Annotated in this window: 19 protein-coding genes and 4 tRNA genes; 7 read left to right on the plus strand and 16 right to left on the minus strand. The window is 66.2% G+C overall.

What is annotated here, in order from left to right; translation table 11 throughout:
• The first annotated feature begins 89 nt into the window (after positions 1 to 89).
• From N0B71_RS26380 to N0B71_RS26395, 4 genes are all read left to right on the plus strand, one after another.
• Positions 90 to 2,525: an acyl-CoA dehydrogenase gene (locus N0B71_RS26380; protein ID WP_259755963.1), complete on the plus strand. Its 2,436-nt coding sequence runs from the start codon at positions 90 to 92 to the stop codon at positions 2,523 to 2,525.
• Between the two features lie 116 nt (positions 2,526 to 2,641).
• Positions 2,642 to 3,055, plus strand: coding sequence for a PA2816 family glutamine-rich protein (locus N0B71_RS26385; RefSeq protein ID WP_259755965.1), 414 nt, complete (start codon positions 2,642 to 2,644; stop codon positions 3,053 to 3,055).
• A 72-nt stretch (positions 3,056 to 3,127) separates the two neighbouring features.
• The gene (locus tag N0B71_RS26390) at positions 3,128 to 3,538 is read left to right on the plus strand and encodes a PA2817 family protein (protein WP_259755966.1); all 411 of its coding nucleotides are present in this window, start codon (positions 3,128 to 3,130) and stop codon (positions 3,536 to 3,538) included.
• A 292-nt stretch (positions 3,539 to 3,830) separates the two neighbouring features.
• The gene (locus tag N0B71_RS26395; protein ID WP_259755967.1) at positions 3,831 to 8,348 is read left to right on the plus strand and encodes a DUF5801 repeats-in-toxin domain-containing protein; all 4,518 of its coding nucleotides are present in this window, start codon (positions 3,831 to 3,833) and stop codon (positions 8,346 to 8,348) included.
• Positions 8,349 to 8,437: 89 nt separating this feature from the next.
• Here N0B71_RS26395 and N0B71_RS26400 read toward each other — a convergent pair whose 3' ends face one another.
• From N0B71_RS26400 to N0B71_RS26445, 10 genes are all read right to left on the minus strand, one after another.
• Positions 8,438 to 9,193, minus strand: a complete 756-nt coding sequence (locus tag N0B71_RS26400; RefSeq protein ID WP_259755969.1) for a response regulator transcription factor — start codon at positions 9,191 to 9,193, stop codon at positions 8,438 to 8,440.
• A gap of 622 nt (positions 9,194 to 9,815) precedes the next feature.
• Entirely contained in the window at positions 9,816 to 11,195 is a 1,380-nt protein-coding gene (locus N0B71_RS26405; protein ID WP_259755970.1) for a TolC family outer membrane protein, read from the minus strand.
• A gap of 2 nt (positions 11,196 to 11,197) precedes the next feature.
• A complete protein-coding gene (locus N0B71_RS26410; RefSeq protein WP_259755971.1) occupies positions 11,198 to 12,511 on the minus strand; it encodes an HlyD family type I secretion periplasmic adaptor subunit in 1,314 nt (437 codons plus the stop codon).
• Positions 12,492 to 14,267, minus strand: coding sequence for a type I secretion system permease/ATPase (locus N0B71_RS26415; RefSeq protein ID WP_259755972.1), 1,776 nt, complete (start codon positions 14,265 to 14,267; stop codon positions 12,492 to 12,494). Before N0B71_RS26415 ends, N0B71_RS26410 begins: the two co-directional genes overlap by 20 nt.
• Positions 14,268 to 14,573: 306 nt before the next feature.
• On the minus strand, positions 14,574 to 15,614 hold the full coding sequence (locus tag N0B71_RS26420) for a TerC/Alx family metal homeostasis membrane protein (RefSeq protein ID WP_259755973.1): 1,041 nt from the start codon (positions 15,612 to 15,614) through the stop codon (positions 14,574 to 14,576).
• 55 nt (positions 15,615 to 15,669) lie between these two features.
• Positions 15,670 to 16,365, minus strand: a complete 696-nt coding sequence (locus tag N0B71_RS26425; protein WP_259755975.1) for an HAD-IB family phosphatase — start codon at positions 16,363 to 16,365, stop codon at positions 15,670 to 15,672.
• Between the two features lie 343 nt (positions 16,366 to 16,708).
• A tRNA-Gly gene (locus tag N0B71_RS26430) sits at positions 16,709 to 16,784 on the minus strand.
• A gap of 73 nt (positions 16,785 to 16,857) precedes the next feature.
• Positions 16,858 to 16,933: transfer RNA gene (locus N0B71_RS26435), tRNA-Gly, on the minus strand.
• Positions 16,934 to 17,017: 84 nt separating this feature from the next.
• A tRNA-Gly gene (locus N0B71_RS26440) sits at positions 17,018 to 17,093 on the minus strand.
• 2 nt (positions 17,094 to 17,095) lie between these two features.
• Positions 17,096 to 17,171, minus strand: a tRNA-Glu gene (locus N0B71_RS26445).
• A gap of 216 nt (positions 17,172 to 17,387) precedes the next feature.
• Between N0B71_RS26445 and N0B71_RS26450 the strand changes: the two genes are divergently transcribed.
• Entirely contained in the window at positions 17,388 to 18,158 is a 771-nt protein-coding gene (locus N0B71_RS26450) for a hypothetical protein (RefSeq protein WP_259755976.1), read from the plus strand.
• 46 nt (positions 18,159 to 18,204) lie between these two features.
• Positions 18,205 to 18,867, plus strand: coding sequence for a glutathione S-transferase family protein (locus tag N0B71_RS26455; protein WP_259755978.1), 663 nt, complete (start codon positions 18,205 to 18,207; stop codon positions 18,865 to 18,867).
• A gap of 171 nt (positions 18,868 to 19,038) precedes the next feature.
• Here N0B71_RS26455 and N0B71_RS26460 read toward each other — a convergent pair whose 3' ends face one another.
• Complete coding sequence (locus N0B71_RS26460) at positions 19,039 to 19,521, minus strand: GAF domain-containing protein (RefSeq protein WP_259755980.1); 483 nt, start codon at positions 19,519 to 19,521, stop codon at positions 19,039 to 19,041.
• On the minus strand, positions 19,518 to 20,414 hold the full coding sequence (locus N0B71_RS26465; RefSeq protein WP_259755982.1) for an ATP-binding protein: 897 nt from the start codon (positions 20,412 to 20,414) through the stop codon (positions 19,518 to 19,520). Before N0B71_RS26465 ends, N0B71_RS26460 begins: the two co-directional genes overlap by 4 nt.
• Positions 20,415 to 20,506: 92 nt before the next feature.
• On the opposite strand from N0B71_RS26465, the gene N0B71_RS26470 reads away from it, so the two are divergent.
• On the plus strand, positions 20,507 to 22,873 hold the full coding sequence (locus N0B71_RS26470) for an ATP-binding protein (RefSeq protein WP_259755983.1): 2,367 nt from the start codon (positions 20,507 to 20,509) through the stop codon (positions 22,871 to 22,873).
• Position 22,874: 1 nt separating this feature from the next.
• Here N0B71_RS26470 and N0B71_RS26475 read toward each other — a convergent pair whose 3' ends face one another.
• From N0B71_RS26475 to msrB, 4 genes are all read right to left on the minus strand, one after another.
• Positions 22,875 to 23,345, minus strand: a complete 471-nt coding sequence (locus N0B71_RS26475) for a MarR family winged helix-turn-helix transcriptional regulator (protein ID WP_259755984.1) — start codon at positions 23,343 to 23,345, stop codon at positions 22,875 to 22,877.
• A complete protein-coding gene (locus N0B71_RS26480) occupies positions 23,345 to 23,827 on the minus strand; it encodes a glutathione peroxidase (protein ID WP_259755985.1) in 483 nt (160 codons plus the stop codon). The genes N0B71_RS26475 and N0B71_RS26480 overlap by 1 nt, the downstream gene beginning before the upstream one ends.
• 40 nt (positions 23,828 to 23,867) lie before the next feature.
• Entirely contained in the window at positions 23,868 to 24,041 is a 174-nt protein-coding gene (locus tag N0B71_RS26485) for a hypothetical protein (protein ID WP_259755986.1), read from the minus strand.
• A gap of 67 nt (positions 24,042 to 24,108) precedes the next feature.
• Entirely contained in the window at positions 24,109 to 24,504 is a 396-nt protein-coding gene (gene msrB / locus N0B71_RS26490; protein ID WP_259755987.1) for a peptide-methionine (R)-S-oxide reductase MsrB, read from the minus strand.
• Positions 24,505 to 24,563: the final 59 nt, after the last annotated feature.

Genomic DNA, 24,563 nt, shown 5'->3' on the forward strand with positions numbered 1-24,563 from the left:
GGAAAACCTGCCGCTGTGTTCGCGCACGTTCGTCACCAAGCCCGCCGCGGCCTGCGGTCGCCGGGGCTGGCTGTCATGGAGGAATCCGCATGCTGCTCGTCTGGTTACTGGTTCTGATCCTCGGCGTCGCCTGGCTCGCGCATCGCCGCGCCGCGCCTCTGAAAGCACTCGGCATCGTCGCCGTTTACCTGGTTCTGATGAGCCTGTTCAGCCATGCCCATGGCTGGATGGTGCTGTTGTGGCTGCTGTGGGCCGTGGTCGCGGTAACCCTGCTCGCCACCGACCTGCGCCGCAGCCTGTTCACCTCGCGGCTGTTCGCCTGGTTCAAGAAGACCCTGCCGCCGATGTCCGAGACCGAACGCGAGGCCATCGAGGCCGGCACCGTGTGGTGGGACGGCCAGCTGTTCAGCGGCCGTCCGGACTGGCACACCCTGCTGGCCTACCCCCGCGCACAGCTGACCGAGGAGGAACAGGCCTTCGTCGATGGCCCCACCGAACAGCTCTGCGCGATGATCAATGACTATCAGGTCGGCAAGGACATGGACCTGCCGCCCGAAGCCTGGGCCTACATCAAGAGCCAGGGCTTCTTCGGCCTGATCATTCCCAAGGAATACGGCGGCAAGGGCTTCTCCGCCTTCGCCCACTCCCAGGTGGTGATGAAGCTGGCCACCCGCAGCGGCGACCTCGCCTCCACCGTGATGGTGCCCAACTCCCTCGGCCCGGCCGAGCTGCTGCTGCACTACGGCACCGATGCCCAGCGCCAGCGCTACCTGCCGCGCCTGGCGACCGGCGAGGAGATTCCCTGCTTCGCCCTGACCAGCCCGCAGGCCGGTTCCGATGCCGGCGGCATGACCGACGTCGGGGTGGTCTGCAAGGGCCAGTGGGAAGGCGAGGAAGTCATCGGCCTGCGCCTGACCTGGGAGAAGCGCTACATCACCCTGGGCCCGGTGGCCACCCTCCTCGGCCTGGCCTTCAAGTGCCATGACCCGGACCACCTGCTGGGCGAGCAGGAGGACCTGGGCATCACCCTGGCGCTGATTCCCACCAACACCCCCGGCGTGCAGATCGGCCGCCGCCACGTGCCGCTGGGCGCTGCCTTCATGAACGGCCCGAACTCCGGCCAGGACGTGTTCGTGCCGCTGGACTACATCATCGGCGGCCAGGAGATGATCGGCAAAGGCTGGATGATGCTGATGAACTGCCTGTCGGTGGGCCGCTCCATCTCCCTGCCGGCGGTGGGCACCAGCGCCGCCAAGGCGGGCAGCTACGTCAGCGGCCGCTACGCCCAGGTACGCGAGCAGTTCAACGTGCCGCTGTCGGCCTTCGAAGGCATCCAGGAAGCCCTCGCCCGTCTCGGCGGCAACGCCTGGATGATGGACAGCGCGCGCATCCTCACCGCCAACGCGGTGGACCTGGGCGAGAAGCCGTCGGTGCTCTCGGCGATCCTCAAGTACCACCTCACCGAACGCGGCCGCGAGTGCATCGCCCACGCCATGGACATCCACGGCGGCAAGGGCATCATCATGGGCCCGAACAACTACCTGGGCCGCTCCTGGCAGGCCGCGCCGATCTTCATCACCGTCGAGGGCGCCAACATCCTCTCGCGCAACCTGATGATCTTCGGTCAGGGCGCCATCCGCTGCCATCCGTACGTGCTCAAGGAGATGGAACTGGCCCGCCGCGAGGACCAGGACCAGGCCGAACGCGAGTTCGACGAACTGCTGCTGAGCCACATCGGCTTCGCCGTCAGCAACGCCGCCAGCAGCCTGCTGCTGGGCCTGGGTTTGGGCAGCTTCGACCAGGTGCCGGGCGACCGCATCAGCCGCCCCTATTTCCGCGCTCTGAACCGCCTCGCTGCGTCCTTCGCGCTGCTCGCCGACTTCAGCATGATGCTGCTCGGCGGCGAGCTGAAGCGCCGCGAACGCCTGTCCGCGCGCCTGGGCGATGCGCTGAGCCACCTCTACCTCGCCTCGGCCGCGCTCAAGCGCTACCACGACCTGGACAACCCGGACTACCTGCACCCGCTGCTGCACTGGGCCATGGAGGAAAACCTGGAGAAGGCCGAAGCCGCGCTGGCCGACCTGATCGACAACTTCCCCAACCGCGCCTTCGCCTGCCTGCTGCGCGTGCTGGTGCTGCCCCTGGGCCGTCGCCACCGCGGCCCGAGCGACGCGCTGGACGCCGAGATCGCCCACATCCTCGGCCGCCCGCTCAGCGACCCGGCGCTTCAGGCCATCCTCGCCGGCGCACACCTGCCCACCGGCGAGGACGATCCAGTGGCCAAGCTCACCTTTGCCTACGACCAGCTGGCGGCAGCCGCCCCCCTGCAGAAGAAACTGCACAAGGCGCTCAAGGAGCACGGCGTGCATCCCAAGCCGGGGCAGTCGCCCATCGATGCCGCCCTCGAGGCGGGCGTGCTGGAAGCGGCGGAAGCGCAAACCCTGCATGCCGCCGAACGCGCACGCCGCGCGGTGATCGACGTGGACGACTTCTCCAAGGAAGAACTTGCCGGCAAGGCCGAGTGACGAGCCGCTTTCACGCACGGGGCGCCTTCGGGCGCCCTTTTTTTCTCCGACGCACAGCCATGCCGGCGCGGGCGTTCGGGTGCACACTGAAAGCATCACCCCGCGGAGATGCGCACATGCGTCGAGTCCTTCTCTTCCTGCTCGCCCTGCTGGCCGGCAGCGCGCAAGCCGACCCCTGGCTCTACCCCAGCCGGCCGCGCCCGGCGCCGGCACCCAGCCCGGTCATCGACCCGATCCAGCAACAGGAGGACAGCCTGCGCCGCCAGCAGCAGTTGCGGCAGAACCAGCTGGACAGCCAGCGTCTGAACTACGAGGACCAGCGCCTGCAACGGCAGCAGCAGGACCTGCAGCGCCAGCAGGACAACCAGCAGCGCTGGAACGCACAGCGCCGCCAGAGCGACCAGATGATCCAGCGGCAGAAGACCGAGCTGCAGCAACAGCAGCTGCAACAACAGCAGCGCCTGCTCGACCAGCAGCGCCAGCAGATCGACAACCAGCGCCGGCAGATCCAGATGCGCCCGATCCGCTGATCGCGCGGGCGGCAGCGGCGGCGAAACCCGATATACTCCCCGGCCGTTCGTACACAGCTCCAGAGGAATCCCATGGCCAGCGCCTATCTCGACCACCACATCGCCCTGCTCAACCACCTGCGCATGATCCTTGGCGCCCTGGGCGAAGCCGAGCAGGTTCCCGAGGACAACCACGGCCTGTTCCTCGAACGTTTCGACGAGCTGCTGGTGGAACTGCCCCGCGACCCGGAAGGCGCGCAGTACCTGGGCCAGGACCTGATCAGCCAGATCTTCCACCGCTACCCGCAGATCGCCCACCTGATCCCGCGTGACCTGCTGTGGTTCTTCGGTGGCGACTGCCTGCACTACATGCCCGACGAGGAGCTGCAGATGTACCAGCAACTCGACGAACGCCGCTTCGAGGCCGAGGAAAATGGCGAGGCCTTCGACTGGAACCGCGAAAAGCAGCTGCTCGCCCTGCCGGACGACACGCCCAAGCACTAACCCCGCACCAGCACTCAAAAAGCCCGCAGATGCGGGCTTTTTCATGGGCGATCGCCAGCATTTCGCGGCTGAGCGCCTGACGCCTCCGCAGCAACCTCCCGTCGCCAGGCGACCCGCGCAAACCCGCACCGCGCCTGTGCTGCGCGCTCCACCTGGGCCGAAACTCCCAGGCCGCCTGGGAGTATCGGCCGATGCGCGTTCCCCGGGCCGTCCTCATAGTCGTGGCATGTAGCAGTAAAAGGCCAGCAGTCGAGGTCTGGCCGCCACGCATGGACATGCTCGGGAGAACATCATGACCCTCCATAAGAAGATTGCGTCGCCAACGCGCCCCACCGCAGATGACAGCAGCACCCTCTTTGTCACCACCGACCAGAACGACTATGCCCCCGGCAGCACCGCCATCATCACCGCCAGCGGCTTTGCCGCCGGCAGTACGGTGAAGATCGAGGTGGACCACGCCACCAGCCCCGGCGCCGATGGCGTGTGGGGCACCGCCGATGACGTGCTCAATACCAGCGCGGGCGCCGGCCACGACCCGTGGTACGTGACCGACGGCGGCGCCGGCGACCTGGACGGCCAGGCCAACGGCAGCATCACCACGTCCTGGTACGTGGACCCGGACGACTCCGCCGGGGCGCGCTTCCTGCTCTCCGCTTCCAGCGGCAACGCCTCCACGACCGCCACCTTTACCGACGCCGGCCCCATCGTGACGGCAACTGGCGTCAGCGTCTCACTGGACGAAACCGCCGGCCTGCAGAACGCTACGGCCACTCCCAGCCCGGCGGGCGACGCCGATGACAACGACATCCTGCTCGCCGCCCTGCCTGCCGCGTTCACCGCGCGCCTGTCGGCCCTGGGCGCCGGCACTGCCTCGGGCGCTGCGCTGAGCGGCTATACCGGCGCGGTCGGCAACACCGGCAGCAACGCCTTCACCATCAGCTCCGCACCGGGCGGCGCCATCACCGACATCCTCTTCACCGGCAGCGGCGGCGCGCCGCTCAACGGCCTCGACAGCGGGCTGGACACCCTCGCCGGGCAGGACATCCTTCTGTATACCGACACCACCAACAACAACGTCCTCGTCGGCCGTGCCGGCGGGCCCGCGGGCGCCATCGTGTTCGCCGCCTACATCGAGGAGACCGGCTCGCCCGTCAGCGGCGGCAAGATCTGGACCGTGGAATACCAGCCGCTCAAGCACACGGACGGCAGCAATGCCGACGACGCCCTGAACCTGCTGAACAAGGTCTACATCGGCACCAGCCAGGACCTGACCTTCAGCCTGGCCAACGCGCCGTCCGGGCAGAACCTGTTCCTGATGTTCACCACGGCGACGCCGACCACGGTGAATGACAACGGCGTGGTGCGCATCACCGACCCGACCATCATCGCCACCGGCAGGGACCCGGCCAACCAGTCCACCGGCGCCAACATCACCACCGGCGACACCATCAACACCAGCCAGGCCGGCGGCCCGACCACCTTCGGCACCAACAACCAGATGATCGTCGAGCAGGAAGGCATCCGCTTCACCTTCGTCACCGGCGCCCGGCAGGACGTGACCATTCCCAACCTGGACCAGAACGAAGCGGACGTCGAAGCCAACGTCGACTTCACCCAGATGTTCAACGCCAAGACCGCCAGCTTCGATGTGGTGCAGCTGCAGAGCGGCAAGAGCGCGGTGGTCAAGATCAGCGCCTTCAGCACCGCCGTCGAGTCCGGCACCGCCTTCATCGACGGGTATGGGAACGACGCGCCCATCGCCATCACCAATGTCCGGGTCCTCAACAGCAGCACCGGTGCGGTACTCGAGAACTCCAACGGTTCGGCCAACGATCCGGGCATCGTCATTACCATCACTGGTGGCGTGGCGACCATCACCGGCGTGCTGGCCGGCTACAAGATCGAGTACACCACCACGGCGGAACACAACCGCGTGCTGGTCGAGAACGGCGCGGCAGTCGGGGCCAAGGGCAATGACCACGCGGCCTTCGACATCGGCGGCTTCAAGCTGCTGCAGGTGTCCACCGCCACCGCGGAGATCGGCTCGAAGATGGTCTTCGAGGATGACGGCCCGAGCATCGGTACCACCGGCACCGAGCCCACGCTGACGGTGGACGAATCCGCCCTCGGCACCGATGCCTCGCAGAGCTTCGCCGCCAACTTCACCTCGTCCTTCGGCGCCGACGGCGCGGGCACCCTGACCTACGCGCTGAGCGTGATCGCCGGGGCGTCCGGGCTGGTCGACACCGCCACCGGTGAAACCGTGAACCTGTCGATGAATGGCGCCGTGGTGGAAGGCCGCACGGCCTCCAGCAATGACCTGGTGTTCACCGTCAGCGTGGCCGCCAACGGCACCGTGACGCTGGACCAGATCCGCGCCGTGGTGCATCCCGATACCAGCGACCCGGATGACTCGAAAACCCTGGCCTCCGACGACCTGGTGAAACTCACCGCGACCAAGACCGACGGCGACGGCGACAGCGCCCAGGCCACGCTGAACATCGGCCAGAACCTGGTGTTCAAGGATGACGGGCCGACCGTCAGCCCCGCTGGCACGGAGCCGGTGATGACGGTGGACGAGTCGGATCTCACGACCAACTCGCTGCAGGGCTTTGCCGCCAATTTCACCTCCTCGTTCGGCGCCGACGGCGGTGGCACTGTCACCTACACCCTGGGCTGCGTCTCCGGGGCCTCCGGGCTGACCGATACCACCACCGGCCAATCGGTGGTCCTCTCGCTCAACGGCAACGTGGTGGAAGGCCGCTGCGCCGTGAGCAACGACCTGGTGTTCACCGTCAGCGTGGCCGCCAATGGCGACGTCACCCTCGACCAGTTGCGCGCCATTGTCCACGCCAACGCCAACGACCCCGATGACTCACGCACCCTGAGTTCGGACAGCCTGGTCACCCTGACCGCCACCGTCACCGACAAGGAAGGCGACAGCACCCAGGCCACGCTGAACATCGGCCAGAACCTGGTCTTCAAGGATGACGGGCCGAGCGTCACCACCACCGGCACCGAGCCGACATTGACGGTGGACGAAAGCGACTTCACCACCAACGCGACACAGAACTTCGCCGCCAACTTCAGCCCCAGCTACGGCGCCGACGGGGCCGGCGCGACCCCGGTGAGCTATGCCCTGAGCGTCATCGCCGGCGCCTCCGGGCTGGTCGACACGGCCACCGGCCAGGCGGTCAACCTGTCGCTCAACAACGGCGTGGTGGAAGGCCGCACGGCCGTCAGCAACGTGCTGGTGTTCACCGTCAGCGCGGCCAGTAATGGCGACGTCACGCTCGACCAACTGCGCGCCGTGGTTCACGCCAATGCCAGCGACCCCAACGACAGCCGCACCCTCAGCGCGGACAACCTGGTGAAACTCACCGCGACCGCCACCGACAAGGACGGCGACACCGCCCAGGCGACCCTGAACATCGGGCAGAACCTGGTGTTCTACGATGACGGCCCGTCGCTGGCCTTCGGCAACATCGTCGGCACCGGCAGCACCCTGGCGCAGACCGGGTACTGGGACCACGGCTTCGGCGCTGATGGCAGCGGCGCGGCGGGTCTGGATATCGTCCTGAGCAACGGCCAGTTCACCCTGGTGCGGCCCAACGGCACGACCACCACCGGCACCGGCACGCTCACCGAGCAATCGCCGTCGCCGGACGTCAACGGCGCCTACCACTTCGCCGGCACGCTGACCGGCGACTTCGACAACAACGCCGGCACGCCCAACACCAGCGTCGACTACACCCTGACGGCCCTGGCCGATGGCACCTACACCCTGGACCTGGTGCAGGGCTTCAGCTCGACCCTGGTGCTGAGCACCGCCAACGGCTCGCTCGGCGCCGGCGGCCCCGACCCGGTGCAGACGCTGACCATCGGCACTGACGCCGTGGTCTTCTTCGCGGCCAAGGCACTGGCACCCCAAACGGGCGCCAACAGCATCCTCACCGGCATCGGACAGGGCGCGAGCGACCCGACCGAAGCACAGTTGCAGACCAACCCCCTGCCGTCCTACATCGACGACCAGAAGGCCCTCAACGTCAGCACCTCCGGCATCGGCGTGAAGAACAACGTGCTGCAGGGCAGCGGCGCCGGCATCACCGCCGGTGACGACAGCTTCGTCGCCAACCCGCAGACGTTGCTGACCTCGGTGAAGGTGTTCATCGACAACTCGGTAGGCGGCTACGATCCGACCTCGGAATCGCTGTACTACGTCGCCTACTACGACGACGGCACGACGTCCGGCGCACCAATCAAGGTGCTGGCGGGCAACCTGCAGAGCGAGGCCGGCGGGCAGAAATCCTTCACCGTGCAGACGGCCGCCGGCAAGATGATCGACGCCATCCAGCTGACCATGGCCGAGGGCATGGTGAAGATCCCGACCATCCAGTTCATCCGCCAGGTCGAGAACCTCGCCAGCGACGTCAAGCTGGCGTTCAACGCCACTGTGACCGACAAGGACGGCGACGCGGCGACCAGCGCCTTCACCGCCAACCTGTACGCCAACAAGGCCGCCGGCGGGACCTTCGACTACGTGCTGGCAGGGCTGAGCGGAACCCGGGAGGCCTTCAACGTCGACCTGGCGCGCACCGAGAACAAGTACCAGGTCACCGGCTTCGACACCGCCGGCCAGCGTGACAAGCTGGTCCTCAACGGCGACGCCGGCTCCACCGTGCAGACCATCGACAACAGCGGCGCCGACAGTGTCGTGAGCATCCACGAGACCGGCGGGCAGATCACCACCATCACCGTGGTCGGGGTCGACATCCTCAACACCGACATCGTCCACGGCAGCGCCACCTGATTCGCACGCGGAAAAGAGGCGGGGGCGGTGTGGAAACCACCCCCGCCTCGTTTTTCCGCTGCATGCCCGCCACACCGGCAAACGGCCGCTCACTCGTTACGCAGCGACGCCCCATTGCCCTGCGGCGCCCGGTCCAGCTCCACCCAGGCGGATTCCGGCGGCTCCTCGCTGCTGGCCAGGCCGTGCTTGAGGGCATACATCAGCAGGTCCATGCGGTTGATCAGGTCGAGCTTCTGGTAGATGTTGCTCAGGTGGTTGTGCACCGTGTGCTCACTGATACCCAGGCGCTCGGCGATGCTCATGTACTTGGCGGAGGGGTCTTCGACGATGGCGCTGATCAGTTCCCGCTCGCGCAGCGTCAGCCGGGCCTGCTTGGCCTGCTCGCGGTTGCACCGAAGCGGCACACGGCCGTTGGCCGCGTAGCCGGAAAGCCCGCCGGCCCAGGCGCGATCCAGGCCAATATCGCGATGGTGGACATTGACGATGGCCTGGATGATCGACTCGGTCGGGTCTTCCGCCAGCACGATGCCGCGGGCGCCCGCGTCGATCGCCTGGGCGACCGGCACCGCCTCGTACAGGCCCTTGAGCACCAGCACCTTCATCCGCGCGCTGCGGGTCAATTCGCCCACCACCTCCAGCGGGTCCAGGGCATCGGGAAAGAAGCTGAAGAACACCACGTCGGGGCGCTGCTGGTCGGCCAAGTCCAGGGCGTAGGTGTAGGTCGTGGCCTGGCCGCTGACCTCCATGTGCGGTTTTCGGGCATTGATCAGGTCGTGCAGGCCGATGAGAACGAGTGGGCGGCAATCGATCAGCATCACCCGTATCGGTTTCTTCTGGTCAGACATGGTGTGCTGACCCCCTCTGCAAACGAACGCGCGCTCCTTTGCCTGGACGTCTTCACCACCGGGCTACGGCGGTTGGCAGCAAGACGGAAGCGGCGACAGGTGGAAGGTGCCAGCGGCGGAGCTGGCCGATGAGGACTTCCTCGGCGCGGGCGGTCTTTCCACGCGACTGCTCCATGGCCGTTTCCCGTGGTCGGGAACGGCCCCAGAGACGGCACGAACAGGAATCAACAAGACCTCGCTGCACATGACACTGTGCTCCCTCGCCGGTCACCTGAGTCTAGGTCAGGCCGCTCCGCTTACCGCCTTGCCGCCTGTCGATCAGCGGTCCGATTTCACGGCGAAGGGTTAGCTGCGCCCTCCCCGGCGACACGTGAAACTCCAGCAAAATCATCGAGCTGGATACGGGGGGCGCGCGTGGCGAACCGTGCTTCGGGGCAGCGAACCTCGTCAATTAAACGACGAACGGAGGCCAGGTCATCCAGCACAGCCAAAATACCGTCACCCAAGACACAGAAGGTGGGCGCCGCGCGCACACGATCACCTCGTGACCGAGCCAACCGCACGGGCACGGGAACCGGGAAGGGACTGCCCCGCAGCGGGCACGCGAAGGCCCTGCCCCCGCTCACGGGCGCAGGAAATCCTCACTGGCACTGCCAGCGCCCAGCCAGCCATTGACGCTCTGCACGCTCTCGATCGGGGGCTTGCCCGCCCAGCGATTGAGGGTGAACACATTGCTGAGGAACTCGTACTGCGTCTTGAGCAGATCCCGCCGGGCACGGAACTCGTTGCGCACCGCAGCCAGCACATCCACCGCATTGACCATGCCGTAGCCCAGGGCCTTTTCCGCCGACTCCCGCGACTTGTGCGCCGAGGCCAGCGCCAGGCGGTTGGCCTGGATCTTCTCGCCGTTGGAGTTGGCCGTGAGGTAGGCGCTGGTGATCTCCTTGACCACCCGCCGACGGATTTCCTCCAGTTGCTCCTTGGCCACCAACTGGTCCTGGTACAGGCCGCGCACCCGCGCGGAGGTGGAGCCGCCGCTGTAGATCGGCACCTGCAGGCCGACGCCGGCGACGTAGCTGTCGGTGCGCGGCGCCAGGGAGTTGTTGTAGCCCTCGTTGGTCTGCTGCGCGCTGAGGTTCAGGCTCAGCGTCGGATAGTGCCCGCCCTTGCCGCTGCGCAGCGCCGCCTCCGCCGCTGCGACGCCACTTTCACGCGCCTTGAGCGCCGGGTTCAGGGCGATGCCGTCGCGCACCCAGTTGTCCAGGCTCCGCTCGGTCATCCGCAGGCGCACATCGTTGCGCACCCGGCTGAGTCGCTCCTTCACCGGTCGGCCGACGATCTCCGCCAGCGCCTCGCGACTGATGATCGCCTGGTTGCGCGCCTCCAGTTCCTGCGCGGCCAGCAGGTCCACCCGCGCCTGCAGATCGAGCTGGTCGGTGACCAGGGCCAGTTGCCTGGCGTACAGCGCGTTGACCCGATCCAGGCTTTCCTGGGTGGTACGGCGTTCGGCGATCACCAGTTCGAGCTCGTCCTCGGCCGCCAACGCAGTGAAATAACGCCGCGCCAGCTCCACCGTGGCTTCCGCCTGGGCGTCCAGCGCCTCGGACTCGGACTGCAGGGCCATGCTCTTGAACTTCTGGTAGTTCTCCCAGGCCGCCTTGTTGTACAGGTACTGGCGCAGCACCAGGCTGTAGTTCTCGCTGTCGTAGCTCTCGTCGATGAAGTCGTTGCGCTGGTGGATCTGGTTCGTTCCGGCATTGAGCGACAGCTGCGGCAGCAGCACGCCCATGGCCTCGCGCTGGTACTCCTTGCCCGCCTGCGCATGGGCGAAGGACGCCAGTATCTGCGGGTCTTCCAGCCGCGCCTCGTGGTACAGGTGCAGCAGGTCAGTGCCGTCTTCGGCCATGCTGACGCCGCCGGGCGCCACCGCGGCGGTCTGCGCCAGCGCGACGCCCGCCGCCAGCATCAGCGCGCCGACCAGCCCACATGAAGATGCACCCATGGTCACTCCTCGATCATCGATTGGGAGAGGGCGTTACGCGCCGGCTGCATCAGGTACTGCAGCAAGGTGCGTTGCCCGGTGATGATCAGCACGTCCGCCGGCATGCCCGGCAGCAGCTTGCGCTCACCCAGCGCGCGGGCGCCTTTCTCGGTGACCCGGACCCGCGTCAGGTAATAGGCCGCGTTGGTCTTTTCGTTGACCAGGCGATCGGCCGACACATTGATGACCTCGCCCTCGATCACCGGCGTGGTGGCACTGTTGAAGGCGCTGAAGCGAATATCGGCGCGCTTGCCGATGGCCACGCGGTCGATGTCCACCGGCGGCACCTGAGCCTCGATGACCAGCTCCGACACCGACGGCACGATGTCCAGCAGCGGCGTCGCCGGCCGCACCACCCCGCCCACGGTGTGCACCGTCATGCCGATCACCATGCCGGCATCGGGTGCGCGGATGACGATGCGGCCAAGACGGTCCTGCAGCGACGAGCTTTTCTCCCGCAGGTCGTAGAGGCGCGTCTGCACCTCGGCCAGTTGCTTGGCCACCTCGGAGCTGAAGTCCTTGTCGATTTGCAGGATCTGCAGCTGCGTTTCGTTGATCTGCAGGCGCGTGCGGTTGATGGTGGAGCGGTGATCGGCGATTTCCGCGCGGATCATTCCCAGTTTGCGCTGCTGCTCCAGCAGGCGCTGCTTGTCGACATAGCCCTGCTTGAGCAGGTCGGACAGCTCGCCGATCTCTCCGCTGTAGGAGTTCGCCAACTGCAGCTTGGCGCCAATCATCGACTCCAGCCCGTCGATCTGCTGGTTCAGTTGGCCGATGCGCTCGCGCAGCACCGAAATCTGCCCTTGCCGCGAGCCCTGGCGGGCGTTGAACACCTGCGTTTCGCTCTGCCGCGCCTCTTCGCCACGCGGGCTGGCCAAGTCGCCGACACCGTCGAAGTCGATCGCCGCCCGGGCGTCGCGCTCGGCCTTCAGTCGCGCCTCCATGGCCTGGGCGGCAAGCAGCTGGCTGCGGGTCATGTCGAATTCGAAGCGCAGCTGGGCGTCATCGAGCACGATCAGCGGGTCGTCGCGTTTGACGATGTCGCCGTCATGCACCAGCACCTGTTTGACGATACCGCCCTCGGGGTGCTGCACCGTCTTGCGGTAGGCCTGCACGGTGACCACCCCCGGCGCGTACACCGCGCCGTCCAGCGGCGCGAACGCCGCCCAGGTGCCGAACAGGCCGAAGGTCAGGGCGACGATGGCCAACCCCAGGCGGCGGACCTTGAGGTCCGATACCGGCAGGTCGGCGAAGCGTTCAACGGGGAGACTGGGCATCGGCGTCTCCCTTGTGGGTATCGACCGGCGCGATGCTCGCGCCGGCCGGCATCGGCCGTTGCGGCACCTGGGGCTGCTGCCGGGCAGTCAGCTCGGCCAGCACCTGGTCGCGGGAGCCGTAGAGCGTGACGGTGCCGTCGTTCATCAACATCAGGCGGTCGAGCTGGGACACCAGGTTGGTGCGGTGGGTGATGACGAAGACCGTCGCGCCGCTCTGCTTGATCTGGTGGATCGCCGCCGCCAGGGCGCGATCACCGACGTCGTCGAGGTTGGAATTGGGCTCGTCGAGCACGATCAGCCGCGGACTGCCATACAGCGCACGGGCCAGACCGATGCGCTGGCGCTGCCCGCCGGACAGCATCAGCCCTTCGCTGCCGATGACGGTGTCGTAGCCATCGGGCAGCAGCAGGATCATTTCGTGGACGCCGGCGATCTTCGCGGCCTGGATGACCTTCTCCGCATCCACCTCGTTGAAGCGGGCGATGTTCTCGCCGACGGTGCCCTCGAACAGCTCGATGTCCTGGGGCAGGTAGCCGACGTGGGGACCGAGGTCGTGCTTGTTCCAGGTGCTGATGTCCGCGCCGTCCAGGCGGACCACCCCGTGCAGCGGCGGCCAGACGCCCATCAGCGCCCGCACCAGGGTGGACTTTCCCGCCGCGCTCGGCCCGATGATGCCCACCACGCAGCCGGCCGGCACGCTGAAGCTGATGTTCTTGATGATCGGCGTCAGCGAGCCGGGCGCCGCCACCACCAGGTTCTCCACCTGGATATGTCCCTGGGGCGCCGGCAGCGGCATGCGCTGCGGTTGCGCCTGCTGCTTTTCGAGGATGTCGTTGAGCCGGTTGTACTGCGAACGGGCCGAGATGAAGCCCTTCCAGCTACCGATGATCAGGTCCAGCGGCGCCAGCGCGCGCCCCAGCAGCACGGCGCCGGCGAACACCATGCCCGGACCGACCTGGTGGTCCACCGCCAGGTAGGCGCCCAACCCCAGCACCAGCGACTGCACCAGCAGGCGGAAGGTCCGGGAAATCGTGCTGATCGCCGCGCCCTTGTCGCTGGCCAGCGACTGCAACAGCAGCACGCTTCGCTGCCGCGCGCCCCAGCGCTCCATCAGCGTTTCCAGCATGCCCATGGACTCGATGACTTCGGCATTGCGCAGGTTCTTGGTGGTGTGAAGCGTCGCCGCGATGTGCTCCTTGTTGGCTTGCGCCAGCGCGGGTGCGGTGAGCTTTTCGTTGATCACCGCCAGCACCAGCAGCAGCACGGCGCTACCCACCGCCACCCAGCCCAGCCACGGGTGGAAGACGAACATCACCGCGATATAGATGGGCAGCCAGGGCGCATCGAAGAAGGCGAACAGACCGCTGCCGGCAAGGAACTGGCGCAGGCCGGTCAGGTCATTGAGCGGCTGCGCCGAGGCATCCATCCCGCCGCTGTGCAGGGCGCGCTGGAAGCTGGCCTTGTAGACCTGACGACTAAGCAGCACATCCAGCCGCGTGCTCACCCGCACCAGGATGCGCGAGCGTACCCACTCCAGCGAGCCGAGCGTGATCACCAGCAGGCTCATGATCAGCGTCAGCATGGTCAGCGTGGTCAGGCTGCCGCTGGTGATCACCCGCCCGTACACCTGCAGCATGTAAAAGGTCGGCACCAGCATCAGCGCGTTGATGAACAGGCTGAAAAAACCCACGAACAGGAAGCTCTCGCGGCAGGCCTGCAGCGCGTCTCGAAGGTTCTGTTGAGGATTGCTGTGCATGGAACCCTCTGCGGGAGAGGCCGATCTGAGTGGAGCTTAGATCACGGAAAAAGCCGGCGTGCGGCCAATGGCCATACCACTTCCGGCGCGGCGCGGCGTTCGTGAAAAAGGTGTGAAAAACCGACGGCGGCAGCCCCAATCGCCGCCATTGAACAAACGCCAGCGCCGCGCTCTGCATCGCGGCTTCAGCCAGATGACGGCGGGCTCGGCGGGAGCGCGAAAAAATCCGATCACCGGCGCGCCGGGACTTATCGCCCGCCCATGAAAAAGCCCGCTTGGCGCGGGCTTTTCAGGAAACGGGCGCTTTCAGCGTTCGCTGGCCTCGCCTTCTGCCTCTTCCTTCTCCGGGAACAGCAGGCTGGCGACGATTCCCGCCGCCAGGACCACCAGCACCACGACCAGGCTGGTATTGGCATCGATGCTGTAACCGTGGTGGAACAGCTGGTCGGTGGCGTTCAGCGCCAGCTTCGCGGCGATGAAGAACAACAGCACCACCACGGCCTTCTCCAGGTGTACCAGGTAGCGCTTGAGCGCTTCGAGCACGAAGTACAGCGTACGCAGGCCGAGGATGGCGAACAGCATGGCGGAGTAGACGATCAGCGGCTCGCGGCTGACGGCGATCACCGCCGGCACCGAATCGAAGGCGAACAGCACGTCCGACACCTCGATCACCACCAGGCACAGGAACAGCGGCGTGGCGAACAGCGCGCCCTTGGCAGCCAGGCTGATGCCCTGGTTTTCCGGCTTGCGTGCCTCGCGCTCGAGTTGCTGGCGGGCCACGAAGAAATGGCCACCCAACAGCTTCGGCCACACCGGGAAGAGTTTCTTGGCGAAGCGGTAGGCCAGGTGTTGGGAGTAATCCTCTTGCTCGTCATCGTCGCCGCCGCCCCGGAGCATCATCACGCCGGTCCAGGCGACGATCAGGCCGAAGACGATTTCCACCCAGGGGCCGAAGGTCAGCAGGCCGGTGCCGATGGCGACGAAGATGGCGCGGAACACGATGGCGCCGAGAATGCCCCAGTACAGCACGCGATGGCGCAGGCCATCCGGCATCTTGAACCAGGCGAAGATGGCGATGAAGACGAACAGGTTGTCGACGCTCAGCACCTTCTCCAGCGTATAACCCGTCAGGAACAGGCTGGCCACCTGGGCGCCGTGCTGGATATAGAGGAAGCCGGCAAAGCCCAGGGAGATCGCCACCCAGAAGATCGACCAGACCACCGCGTCCCTGAGGCTGATCGGCTTGTTGTCGCGGTGCGTCGCCATGTCCAGCAGCAGCGCGGCGAGCGCCAGCCCGACGAAGACCGCCATGGTCAGCGGAGGGAAGCCAATGTGTGTCTGTTCCATGATTACGGTTCTCGAAAAGGAAAAGGCAGCCGGACCGAACCGGCCATGGGTCGGGTCAGGCGGCCGGGCGGGTCGGTTTGGACAGTCGTCGCCAGCGCGGATGGAAGGCCCGCCAATGCGGGTCCTGGGCAGCGTGCAGTAGCGCGTGGTCGCCGGCGGTATCGCCCCAGGCGCGCAACCGGTAGGCGCTCAGCGGGCCGTACTTGGCCTGCAGGCGCAGCACCTTGTTCTCGCCCCGGCAGTTGCCGCCGAGCAGGCGACCGGTGAGCCGCCCATCGACGACCTCCAGTTCCGTGCCGATCAGCCTCACGCCCAGGCGCGCGGCGAAGGGCCGCAACACCAGAGCCGGCGATGCCGAGCAGAGCGTCACTTCGGCGCCCGTGCGCAATTCGGCGGCCACGCCGCGCACGCCCTTGGCGCGCAGCAGGTAATCCCAGATGAACCGGCAATAAGCGTCGGCCTGGCCGGCCAGCCATTGCACGTCGACGCCGCGAAGAAACACCTCGATCAGACGGGCTTTGAGCTCATCGCGACTGAGTCGGCGCAACACAAATGCCAGGCTCGGCAGCGTGAGAAGCGCCAGGCGGCGCAGGAAGCCGAACGTGCCGAAGGCGAACCACAGGAACGGCAGGAAGCTGTCATGCCGCGTCAGGGTGCCGTCGAAGTCGAACACCGACAGCACGGCGGCCTTGCCCGCCGCCGACAACCGATCCTGACAGCCCGATTGAGGGCGATTCAGCAACTCCAGCATCCGCGTAACCACCTCACCGGCGCGATCACAACTGCTCACCTGCGCCGCCAGGCAGCGGCGCGATGAGCCCCTCTCCCCCGCAGCGCGGGGGAGCGCTGGCATTCTCGGTTGCCCGTGCGGGCAGACAAACGGGATTAACCTCTGCGCGGCGTCGGAATTTTCTTTAATTCCGGCGCGCGAAGGACTTCGCACCGCTGTCTCGAAGCGTGATCAACCGACGTAGGGACGCACGGCCGGCAACGGCCGCCGGTTTGGCAGGGTGGTATTGGAGAAGTCAGAACGTGGCGGCGGGATTTTTTCCGCACAAACGAAAACGCCGTCCTGATGGACGGCGTTTCGATTCTGGAGCGGGAAACGAGACTCGAACTCGCGACCCCGACCTTGGCAAGGTCGTGCTCTACCAACTGAGCTATTCCCGCATTGACTTGCTGTAGCCTTCGGCGCTCGCCTCAGGCTAACGAAAACGCCGCCTTGACAGGCGGCGTTTCGATTTGGAGCGGGAAACGAGACTCGAACTCGCGACCCCGACCTTGGCAAGGTCGTGCTCTACCAACTGAGCTATTCCCGCAGTAACTTGTTGCAACCTTCAGCTTTCGCCGAAGGGTAACGCCATTTCATCTTTCGTTCACCGCCGTGGCGATGATCGAGAATCTGGAGCGGGAAACGAGACTCGAACTCGCGACCCCGACCTTGGCAAGGTCGTGCTCTACCAACTGAGCTATTCCCGCAATGGCGTCCCCTAGGGGACTCGAACCCCTGTTACCGCCGTGAAAGGGCGGTGTCCTAGGCCACTAGACGAAGGGGACGCGGCCCGGAACTTAACATCTTTCCGACTTCGACGTTCCGGCAAGTTCTGCGTTTCGCGTCGAAGTGGCGCGCATTCTAGGGACGCTTTGAAAGGTCGTCAACCCTTCAAAGAAATATTTTTTAAATCAAAGACTTCTGAGTAAAAACTGAGCTGGCGCTATCAGCAGTATCACTAAGACATTACACTCGGGGAAAAACATCCGGAGCACTCCACGGTGTCGCCAATCGTCATTACGGTCCTGGTTCTTGTCGGTATCGCCCTGCTGGTCGCCATCGGCTACATCAACCACATGGTGGAAAACCGCAAGCTGGAGCAGGCACGTCTGAAGGCTGATCTTTCAGACCGCTGCCGTCGCTGCGCGGATGTTTCCGAATCCCTGCCCGGCCAGTTCATGTCGCCTGCGCTGAAGCTTCTGCTGAGCAGTTTCGAGCTGAGCCTCAGCGAGCGCCTGCTCGCCGTCGATAAACAGAACGCCGGGCTGAAGCAGCGCATTGCCGAATTGCGCCCGCTGGTGGCCAAGGGCGAAGCCATTCCGGTGAAGAACCCGCCGCAGCCGATCCTCACCGAGGCCAAGGCCAAGGACGTGCGCTTCCTTTTTGAAGCGCTGCACGCCCAACTGACCCGCTGCGCCCAGGACAACATGCTGCCGCGGGTCGAGGCGCAGAAGTGGGTGAAGGAAATCCGCCACCTGCTCACCCTCCTCCATATAGAGTTCTTCGGCAACCTCGGCCAGCAGGCGCTGCAGCAGGGCCAGCCACGCCAGGCGCGCCTGGCGTTCGAGCGCGGCGTGCAGTACCTGCAGAAGCAGCCGGAAATCGGCCGCTACCAGGCGCAGCTGCGGCAGATGGAAGCCCAACTGGCCCAGGCCAACGCCCTGGTGCTGGAAACCTCGCAGCCTGCCCCGGATGAGCAGAGCGAACTGGGCGACGGCCTCAAGGCGCTGGACGAAGACGATATCTGGAAGAAGAAGAACCTTTACGACTGATCCACCGTCGAATCCACTCCGGCCACCTTCGCCCCAGGAGCCTTGCATGAGCCTCGTCGTCTTCGGCGCCCCGCTATCCCCCTTCGTTCGCAAAGTCCGCCTGTTCGCCGCTGAAAAAGGCTTCGACTACCAGTTGGAGAACGTCAATCCGTTCAACCAGCCGGACTGGTACCGCGAGCTCAACCCGCTGCGCCGCGTGCCGGCGATCCGCGATGGAGACTTCACCCTCGCCGACTCCAGCGTCATCTGCCATTACCTGGAAGACCGCGACCCGCAACGCCCGCCGCTGTGTGGCGAAAGCGCCCAGGCCCGGGCGCGGATCAACTGGCTGGAAAAGTACGCCGACTACGAGTTGGCACCGCTGACCACCTTCACCGTGTTCCGCAACCGCCTGCTCAAGCCGCTGATGGGCAAGGTCTGCGACGAAGTGGCGGTGAAGGGTGCGATGCAGGAAAAGCTGCCGGAGCACTTCGACTACCTGGAGAAGTCCCTCGGCGAGCAGCAATGGTTCGTCGACAACCGCTTCAGCCTCGCCGATATCGCCATCGCCTGCCAGTTGGTGAACCTGCGCCACGGCGAGGAACAACTGGACGCCCAGCGCTGGCCCCGGCTGGCCGCGCACTTCGAACGCACGCTGGCGCGCCCTGCCCTGGCCGAGATCGTCCAGGGCGAATTGCAGATCATTGCCAAGATCATGGCCAAGCGCTGAGCGGATCCCACGCCAACAGCCGACAGCGTTATCCGCTCCTGCTGGCACTCACGGCGTTACAGAAGGCGTAGGAGCGGACTCCGTCCGCGATGGGTTCGCACCGCTCCGGCCACCCGCGCGACCCCATGAAAAAGCCCCGCCGAGGCGGGGCTTTTGCTTACCGGCACACCCTCAGCAGTCGGATAGACGCAGGAATATCTCCGCCAGGCGCTCGATGCCGGCCTGGTCCTCTTCGCTGAAACGGCCGACCTTCGGGCTATCTAGGTCCAGCACGCCGATCAGGCGGCCATCCTTGACCAGCGGCACCACCAGCTCGCTATTGGACGCGCTGTCGCAGGCGATGTGCCCAGGGAAGGCGTGCACGTCCTCGACGCGCTGGGTTTCACGGGTGCGCGCCGCGGCGCCGCACACGCCCTTGCTGAAGGGGATGCGCACACAGGCTACCTTGCCCTGGAATGGGCCGAGCACCAGCTCTTCGTTGCGGTTCAGGTAGAAGCCGGCCCAGTTCAGGTCCGGCAGCTCATTGAACAGGAACGCGGAAAACTGCGAGGCGTTGGCGATGAAGTCGCGCTCATCGGCGAACAGCGACTCCGCCTGGGCGGCCAGCAGCGCGTAGCCACCCAGGCCGGCGCCGGCCTGTTGCAGATCGATCATGGGGTATCTCCTTCCAGCAATTGTCGGCCCACCCAGTAGCGGGCGAATTGATAGGCACAGCGGCCATTACGGTTGCCGCGTCCGAGCGCCCAGCGGATGGCTTCCTTCTCCAGCGTCTCGTCCCAGGCCAAGGCGGCAAGGCCGGACTTGTGCGCGAGCACCTCGACCCAGTGGCGCACCACCTCGAGGAAGTGCTCCTGGGTAAAGGGATAGAAGGACAGCCACAGGCCGAAGCGGTCGGACAGGGCGATCTTGTCTTCGACGGCTTCGCTGGGGTGCAGCTCGCCGTCGACCATCTTCCAGTTCTCGTTGTCGCTCTGCTTCTCCGACACCAGGTGGCGGCGGTTGGACGTGGCGTACAGCAGGACGTTGTCCGGCGCCTGCTCCAGCGAGCCGTCGAGCACGCTCTTGAGGACGCGGAAATCCCCCTCGCCGGCATCGAACGAGAGGTCGTCGCAGAACAGCACGAAGCGCTGCGGCAGGCCCTGTATCTGTTCGACCACACGGGGCAGGTCGGCCAGGTGGTCGCGCTCGATCTCGATCAGGCGCAGGCCCTCGCCAGCCAATTCCGCCAGCAGCGCGCGCACCAGGGAGGACTTGCCGGTGCCGCGGGCGCCCCACAGCAACGCGTGGTTGGCCGGCTGGCCAGCGACGAACTGCCGGGTGTTGCGCGTCAGCTGCTCGCGCTGGCGGTCGACGCCCAGCAGGTCATCCAGGCGCAGGTCGAGGCTGACCTTCAGCGGCTGCAGGTAGCCGCTGCGGCCGTCTCGGTGCCAGCGCGCGGCCAGGCAGTGCTGCCAGTCCAGTGTTTCACGCACGGCAGGCAGCAACGGCTCCAGGCGCGCCATCAGTGCTTCGGCGCGGGCAAGAAAATCGTTCAGACGGGAATCCACGCGAGTCTCCAAGTTCTCTGGGGCAATTCGCCAGGTACGGGCCGGGAATGACTTCGCCTACGGGCTATCCCGACAGACGGTTCCGATGGGCTATGCTACGCCGCAGGAAAGCTTCCGCGAGGCGACACTCCGCACCCATGGATATTGCGCTCACACATCGCCTCTCGTTCAAGCAGGCCAGCCTGACGGTGCTGGTGGCGTTCATCCTGGGCACCTTGCTGAGCCTCATCCAGGTAGGCGTCGATTATGCCAGCCAGGACGCCTCCATCAACCGCGAAGTGCGCGCCCTGCTGGACGTCAGCCACAACCCCGCGGCGCGCATCGCCTACAACATCGACGCCGAACTGGCCCAGGAACTGGTGGTCGGGCTGTTGCGCTCGCCCGCGGTGATCCGCGCCGAGATCATCGACAACGCCAACGTGCCCCTGGCCAGTGCCGACCGGCCACCTGCGCAAAGCAGCCTGCGGGGGCTGAGCGACTTCCTCTTCGGCCAGCAGCGCACCTACGAGGAACCGCTGTTCGTCGACCATGCGCCAGCCGAATCCCTGGGCGTTCTGCGCCTGGAGATCGACACCTTCGTCTTCGGCAATGACTTCCTGCGCCGCGCCGGGGTGACCCTGATCTCCGGCTTCGTGCGCAGCCTGATGCTCTCGCTGATCCTCCTGGTGCTTTTCTACGCGCTGCTGACCAAGCCGCTGGTGAGCCTGATCGAGGCCCTCTCCCGCCATGACCCGCGCTCGCCATCGCGCCTGCGCCTGCCCTGCCCGCGCGGCCACGAGCGCGACGAGATCGGTGTGCTGGTGGAGGTCACCAACCGCCAGCTCAACCGCATTTCCGTGGAGATGGAACAGCGCCGCGAGGCCGAGGACCGCCTGACCCAGTACCTGGAAGAGCTGGAAAGCATCGTCGCCGCGCGCACCGCCGAGCTGAAGGCGGCCAACGCGCGCCTGACCCTGTCCAACCAGGAACTGGAACAGGCGCGGCAGACCGCCCTGGCCATGGCCCAGGCGCGCGGCAGCTTCCTGGCCAACATGAGCCATGAGATCCGCACGCCGCTCAACGGCCTGCTGGGGATGCTCGGCCTGGCGCTCGACGGCCCGCTGACCGCCGAGCAGCGCCAGCAGCTGTCCATCGCCCACGACTCGGGCAAGGTGCTGGTGGAGCTGCTCAACGACGTGCTCGACCTGTCCAAGTTCGAGGCCGGCCAACTGGAGCTGGAGCAGATCCCCTTCGACCTCGGCACCCTGGTGGAAGACACCGCCAGCCTGCTGTCGCAGAACGCCGGCCCGGCCGTGGAACTCACCTGCCTGATCAGCCCGCAGTTGCCCGCCCAGCACTCCGGCGACCCGACACGGGTGCGCCAGGTGGTCAGCAACCTGCTGTCCAACGCGCTCAAGTTCACCCGCTTCGGTCGCGTGGACGTGCGCGTAGAACCCCTGAATCAAGGGGTGCGCATCAGCGTGCGCGACACCGGCATCGGCGTGGCGCCCGAAGCGCTGCAGAAGATCTTCCAGCCCTTCACTCAGGCCGACGCCGGCATCGCCCGCCAGTACGGCGGCACAGGGCTGGGCCTGGCGTTGACCCGCAAGCTCTGCGAAGCGATGCACGGCGAGCTGAGCGTGACGTCGGACCCGGGCCTGGGCAGCGAATTCGTCGTCACCCTGCCCTTGCAGACACTGGAGCCTGCGCAACCGTTGGCGAAGCTCAATGGCAGGCTGATCGTGCAATGCGCCGCCAGCAGCGGGCTGGCGGCGCTGCTGCAGAACTGGCTGCCGGAATGGGGAGTGGACTACCAGCGCCTGGACATCGACGCCAGCCTGGCCGGCGTAGAGCTGGACGCCCTGCTGTCGGACTGCCCGGATTGCTTGGTGGTGCTGCGCCAGAACGTCACCCGGCCGGTGCTGCTGGTGACGGCCTATGGCAACTTCCTCGAACCGGAACTGGCGCAGCGCCTCGCCCCGCTGCGGCAACTGGCACGGCCGTTGTCCCGCGCGGTGCTCTATCAGGCGCTGAAGCAGGCCTTCGAACACCAGCCGCTGCCCTCGTCGACCAGCGAGGGGGCCGCCGCGCAGGAACAGTTCTCCGCCCGCGTACTGCTGGTGGAGGACAACCCGGTCAACCAGCTGGTCGCCCGCGGCCTGCTGCAGAAGCTGGGTTGCCAGGTGGGCATTGCCATCAACGGTGAAGAGGCGCTCAAGCAGCTCGACGGCGCCGAATTCGACCTGGTGCTGATGGATTGCAACATGCCGGTGATGGACGGCTACCAGGCCACCCGGGCGATCCGCGAGAGCGGCCGCTGGCCGGCGCTGCCGGTGGTTGCACTGACCGCCAATGCCCTGCCGGAGGAGCGCGAACGCTGCCGCGCCGCTGGCATGGACGACTACCTGGCCAAGCCGTTCCACCGCGACGAGCTGGCGGCCATCCTCGAACGCTGGGCCGGGCCGCGCGCCCGCGCCTGAGTCAGGCGTCCAGCTTCGACAACTGCAGCAGCAGGCTGTCCAACTGCTCGCGCAGGCCGTCGGTGACGCCCAGGTCAATGCCGCTACGGCAGAGCAACTCCTCGCGCAGTGGCAGCACCTTCTCGCGCAGTGCAACGCCGTCCGGCGTCAGCCCCAGATGCACCTCGCGCTCGTCGTGCCGGGCGCGGCGGCGCTGCACCAGGCCCAGTTGCTCCAGGCGCTTGAGCAGCGGCGTGAGGGTGCCGGAGTCGAGCATCAGGCGCTCGCCGAGCGCCTTCACCGACGGCTGCGACGGCGGCTCGGCCTGCCATTCCCATAGCACCAGCATGGCCAGGTACTGCGGGTAGGTCAGGCCGAGCGCCTCGAGCATCGGCCGGTAGCCACGGATCACCGCGCGGGACACGGCATACAGGCGGAAGCACAACTGGTTGTCCAGGTGCAGCTCGGCCGGCAGGGATACAGCGTCGTTCATCACAGCAGCGCTTCGATCTCGGCGGAGAGTTGCTCGGGCTTGGTGGTCGGGGCGAAACGCTTGACCAGCTTGCCGTCCTGGCCGATCAGGAACTTGGTGAAATTCCACTTGATGCCCTGGCTGCCCAGCAGGCCGGGGGCGCGCTTCTTCAGCTGCACATAGAGCGGGTGGGCGTCGGCGCCGTTGACGTCGATCTTCTTGAACAGCGGGAAGCTCACGCCGAAGTTCAGCTCGCAGAACTGGGTGATCTCCCCTTCGTTGCCTGGCTCCTGCTTGCCGAACTGGTTGCAGGGGAATCCGAGCACCACCAGGCCCTTGTCCTTGTATTGCTGCCAGAGCTTCTCCAGCCCCTTGTACTGCGGGGTGAAGCCGCACTGGCTGGCGGTGTTCACCACCAGCAGGGCCTTGCCGCCGAAGTCGGCGAGAGTCTTCTGTTCGCCCTTGATGGTGGTCACGGGAATATTCAGCAGTGCATCGCTCATCGGACATGGCTCCGGGAAGTGGGAAACCCAAGAGTAGTGATCAATTAAATTGCACGCAATTCAATTGATCACGAATCACCCAGCAAAATGACACGACATGGATTCCCGTGTAGGAGCGGGCCATGCCCGCGAACAGCGGACAACGTCCGCTGAAATCCATGATCGATGCCTGTCGGCGCGAGGTTATGCCGGCCTGCCGGCCGGTCGCGGGCATGGCCCGCTCCTACAGTGGAATGCCACGCACACCAAAGAAAAGGCCCGCTCGGTGGCGGGCCTTGGGATCACGCTTTGGGCACCAGCTTCAAGGATGCCGAGTTGATGCAGTAGCGCAGCCCGGTCGGCCGCGGGCCGTCGGGGAAGACGTGGCCCAGGTGGGCATCGCACTTGCCGCAGCGCACTTCGATGCGGTGCATGCCGTGGCTGAAGTCTTCCAGCTCGCGCACCACCTCACCGTTCACCGGCTGGAAGTAGCTCGGCCAGCCACTGCCCGAGTCGTACTTGGCATCGGAGTCGAACAGCGCGGTGCCGCAGCACACGCAGTGGTAGATGCCGGGGGTCTTGGTGTCGTGGTATTCGCCGGTGAAGGCGCGCTCGGTGCCCCCCAGACGGCAGACATGGAACTGCTCGTCGGTCAGCTCTTCGCGCCAGGAGTCCAGGGGTTTTTCCAGCTTTTCCATCGATCTGCCTCCATTAGCAAAAAAATGCCCACTCCCTCTCTTTTCCGGGAATCGGGCCG

The organism is Pseudomonas sp. GCEP-101 (assembly GCF_025133575.1).
GTDB classification, from domain to species: Bacteria; Pseudomonadota; Gammaproteobacteria; order Pseudomonadales; family Pseudomonadaceae; genus Pseudomonas; species Pseudomonas nitroreducens_B.

Excerpts from the sequence above, each read along its gene's own strand:
- N0B71_RS26385 (WP_259755965.1), top strand. The coding sequence starts at position 2,642 with ATGCGTCGAGTCCTTCTCTTCCTGCTCGCCCTGCTGGCCGGCAGCGCG.
- N0B71_RS26480 (WP_259755985.1), bottom strand. The coding sequence starts at position 23,827 with ATGAGCGATGCACTGCTGAATATTCCCGTGACCACCATCAAGGGCGAA.
- N0B71_RS26400 (WP_259755969.1), bottom strand. The coding sequence starts at position 9,193 with ATGTCTGACCAGAAGAAACCGATACGGGTGATGCTGATCGATTGCCGC.
- N0B71_RS26425 (WP_259755975.1), bottom strand. The coding sequence starts at position 16,365 with ATGCTGGAGTTGCTGAATCGCCCTCAATCGGGCTGTCAGGATCGGTTG.
- N0B71_RS26420 (WP_259755973.1), bottom strand. The coding sequence starts at position 15,614 with ATGGAACAGACACACATTGGCTTCCCTCCGCTGACCATGGCGGTCTTC.
- N0B71_RS26460 (WP_259755980.1), bottom strand. The coding sequence starts at position 19,521 with ATGATCGATCTGCAACAGGCCGGCGCCGGCCTGGGTGGCTACGCGCTG.
- msrB (WP_259755987.1), bottom strand. The coding sequence starts at position 24,504 with ATGGAAAAGCTGGAAAAACCCCTGGACTCCTGGCGCGAAGAGCTGACC.
- N0B71_RS26485 (WP_259755986.1), bottom strand. The coding sequence starts at position 24,041 with ATGCCCGCGACCGGCCGGCAGGCCGGCATAACCTCGCGCCGACAGGCA.
- N0B71_RS26395 (WP_259755967.1), top strand. The coding sequence starts at position 3,831 with ATGACCCTCCATAAGAAGATTGCGTCGCCAACGCGCCCCACCGCAGAT.
- N0B71_RS26470 (WP_259755983.1), top strand. The coding sequence starts at position 20,507 with ATGCTACGCCGCAGGAAAGCTTCCGCGAGGCGACACTCCGCACCCATG.
- N0B71_RS26415 (WP_259755972.1), bottom strand. The coding sequence starts at position 14,267 with ATGCACAGCAATCCTCAACAGAACCTTCGAGACGCGCTGCAGGCCTGC.
- N0B71_RS26475 (WP_259755984.1), bottom strand. The coding sequence starts at position 23,345 with ATGAACGACGCTGTATCCCTGCCGGCCGAGCTGCACCTGGACAACCAG.
- N0B71_RS26390 (WP_259755966.1), top strand. The coding sequence starts at position 3,128 with ATGGCCAGCGCCTATCTCGACCACCACATCGCCCTGCTCAACCACCTG.
- N0B71_RS26455 (WP_259755978.1), top strand. The coding sequence starts at position 18,205 with ATGAGCCTCGTCGTCTTCGGCGCCCCGCTATCCCCCTTCGTTCGCAAA.
- N0B71_RS26410 (WP_259755971.1), bottom strand. The coding sequence starts at position 12,511 with ATGCCCAGTCTCCCCGTTGAACGCTTCGCCGACCTGCCGGTATCGGAC.
- N0B71_RS26405 (WP_259755970.1), bottom strand. The coding sequence starts at position 11,195 with ATGGGTGCATCTTCATGTGGGCTGGTCGGCGCGCTGATGCTGGCGGCG.
- N0B71_RS26380 (WP_259755963.1), top strand. The coding sequence starts at position 90 with ATGCTGCTCGTCTGGTTACTGGTTCTGATCCTCGGCGTCGCCTGGCTC.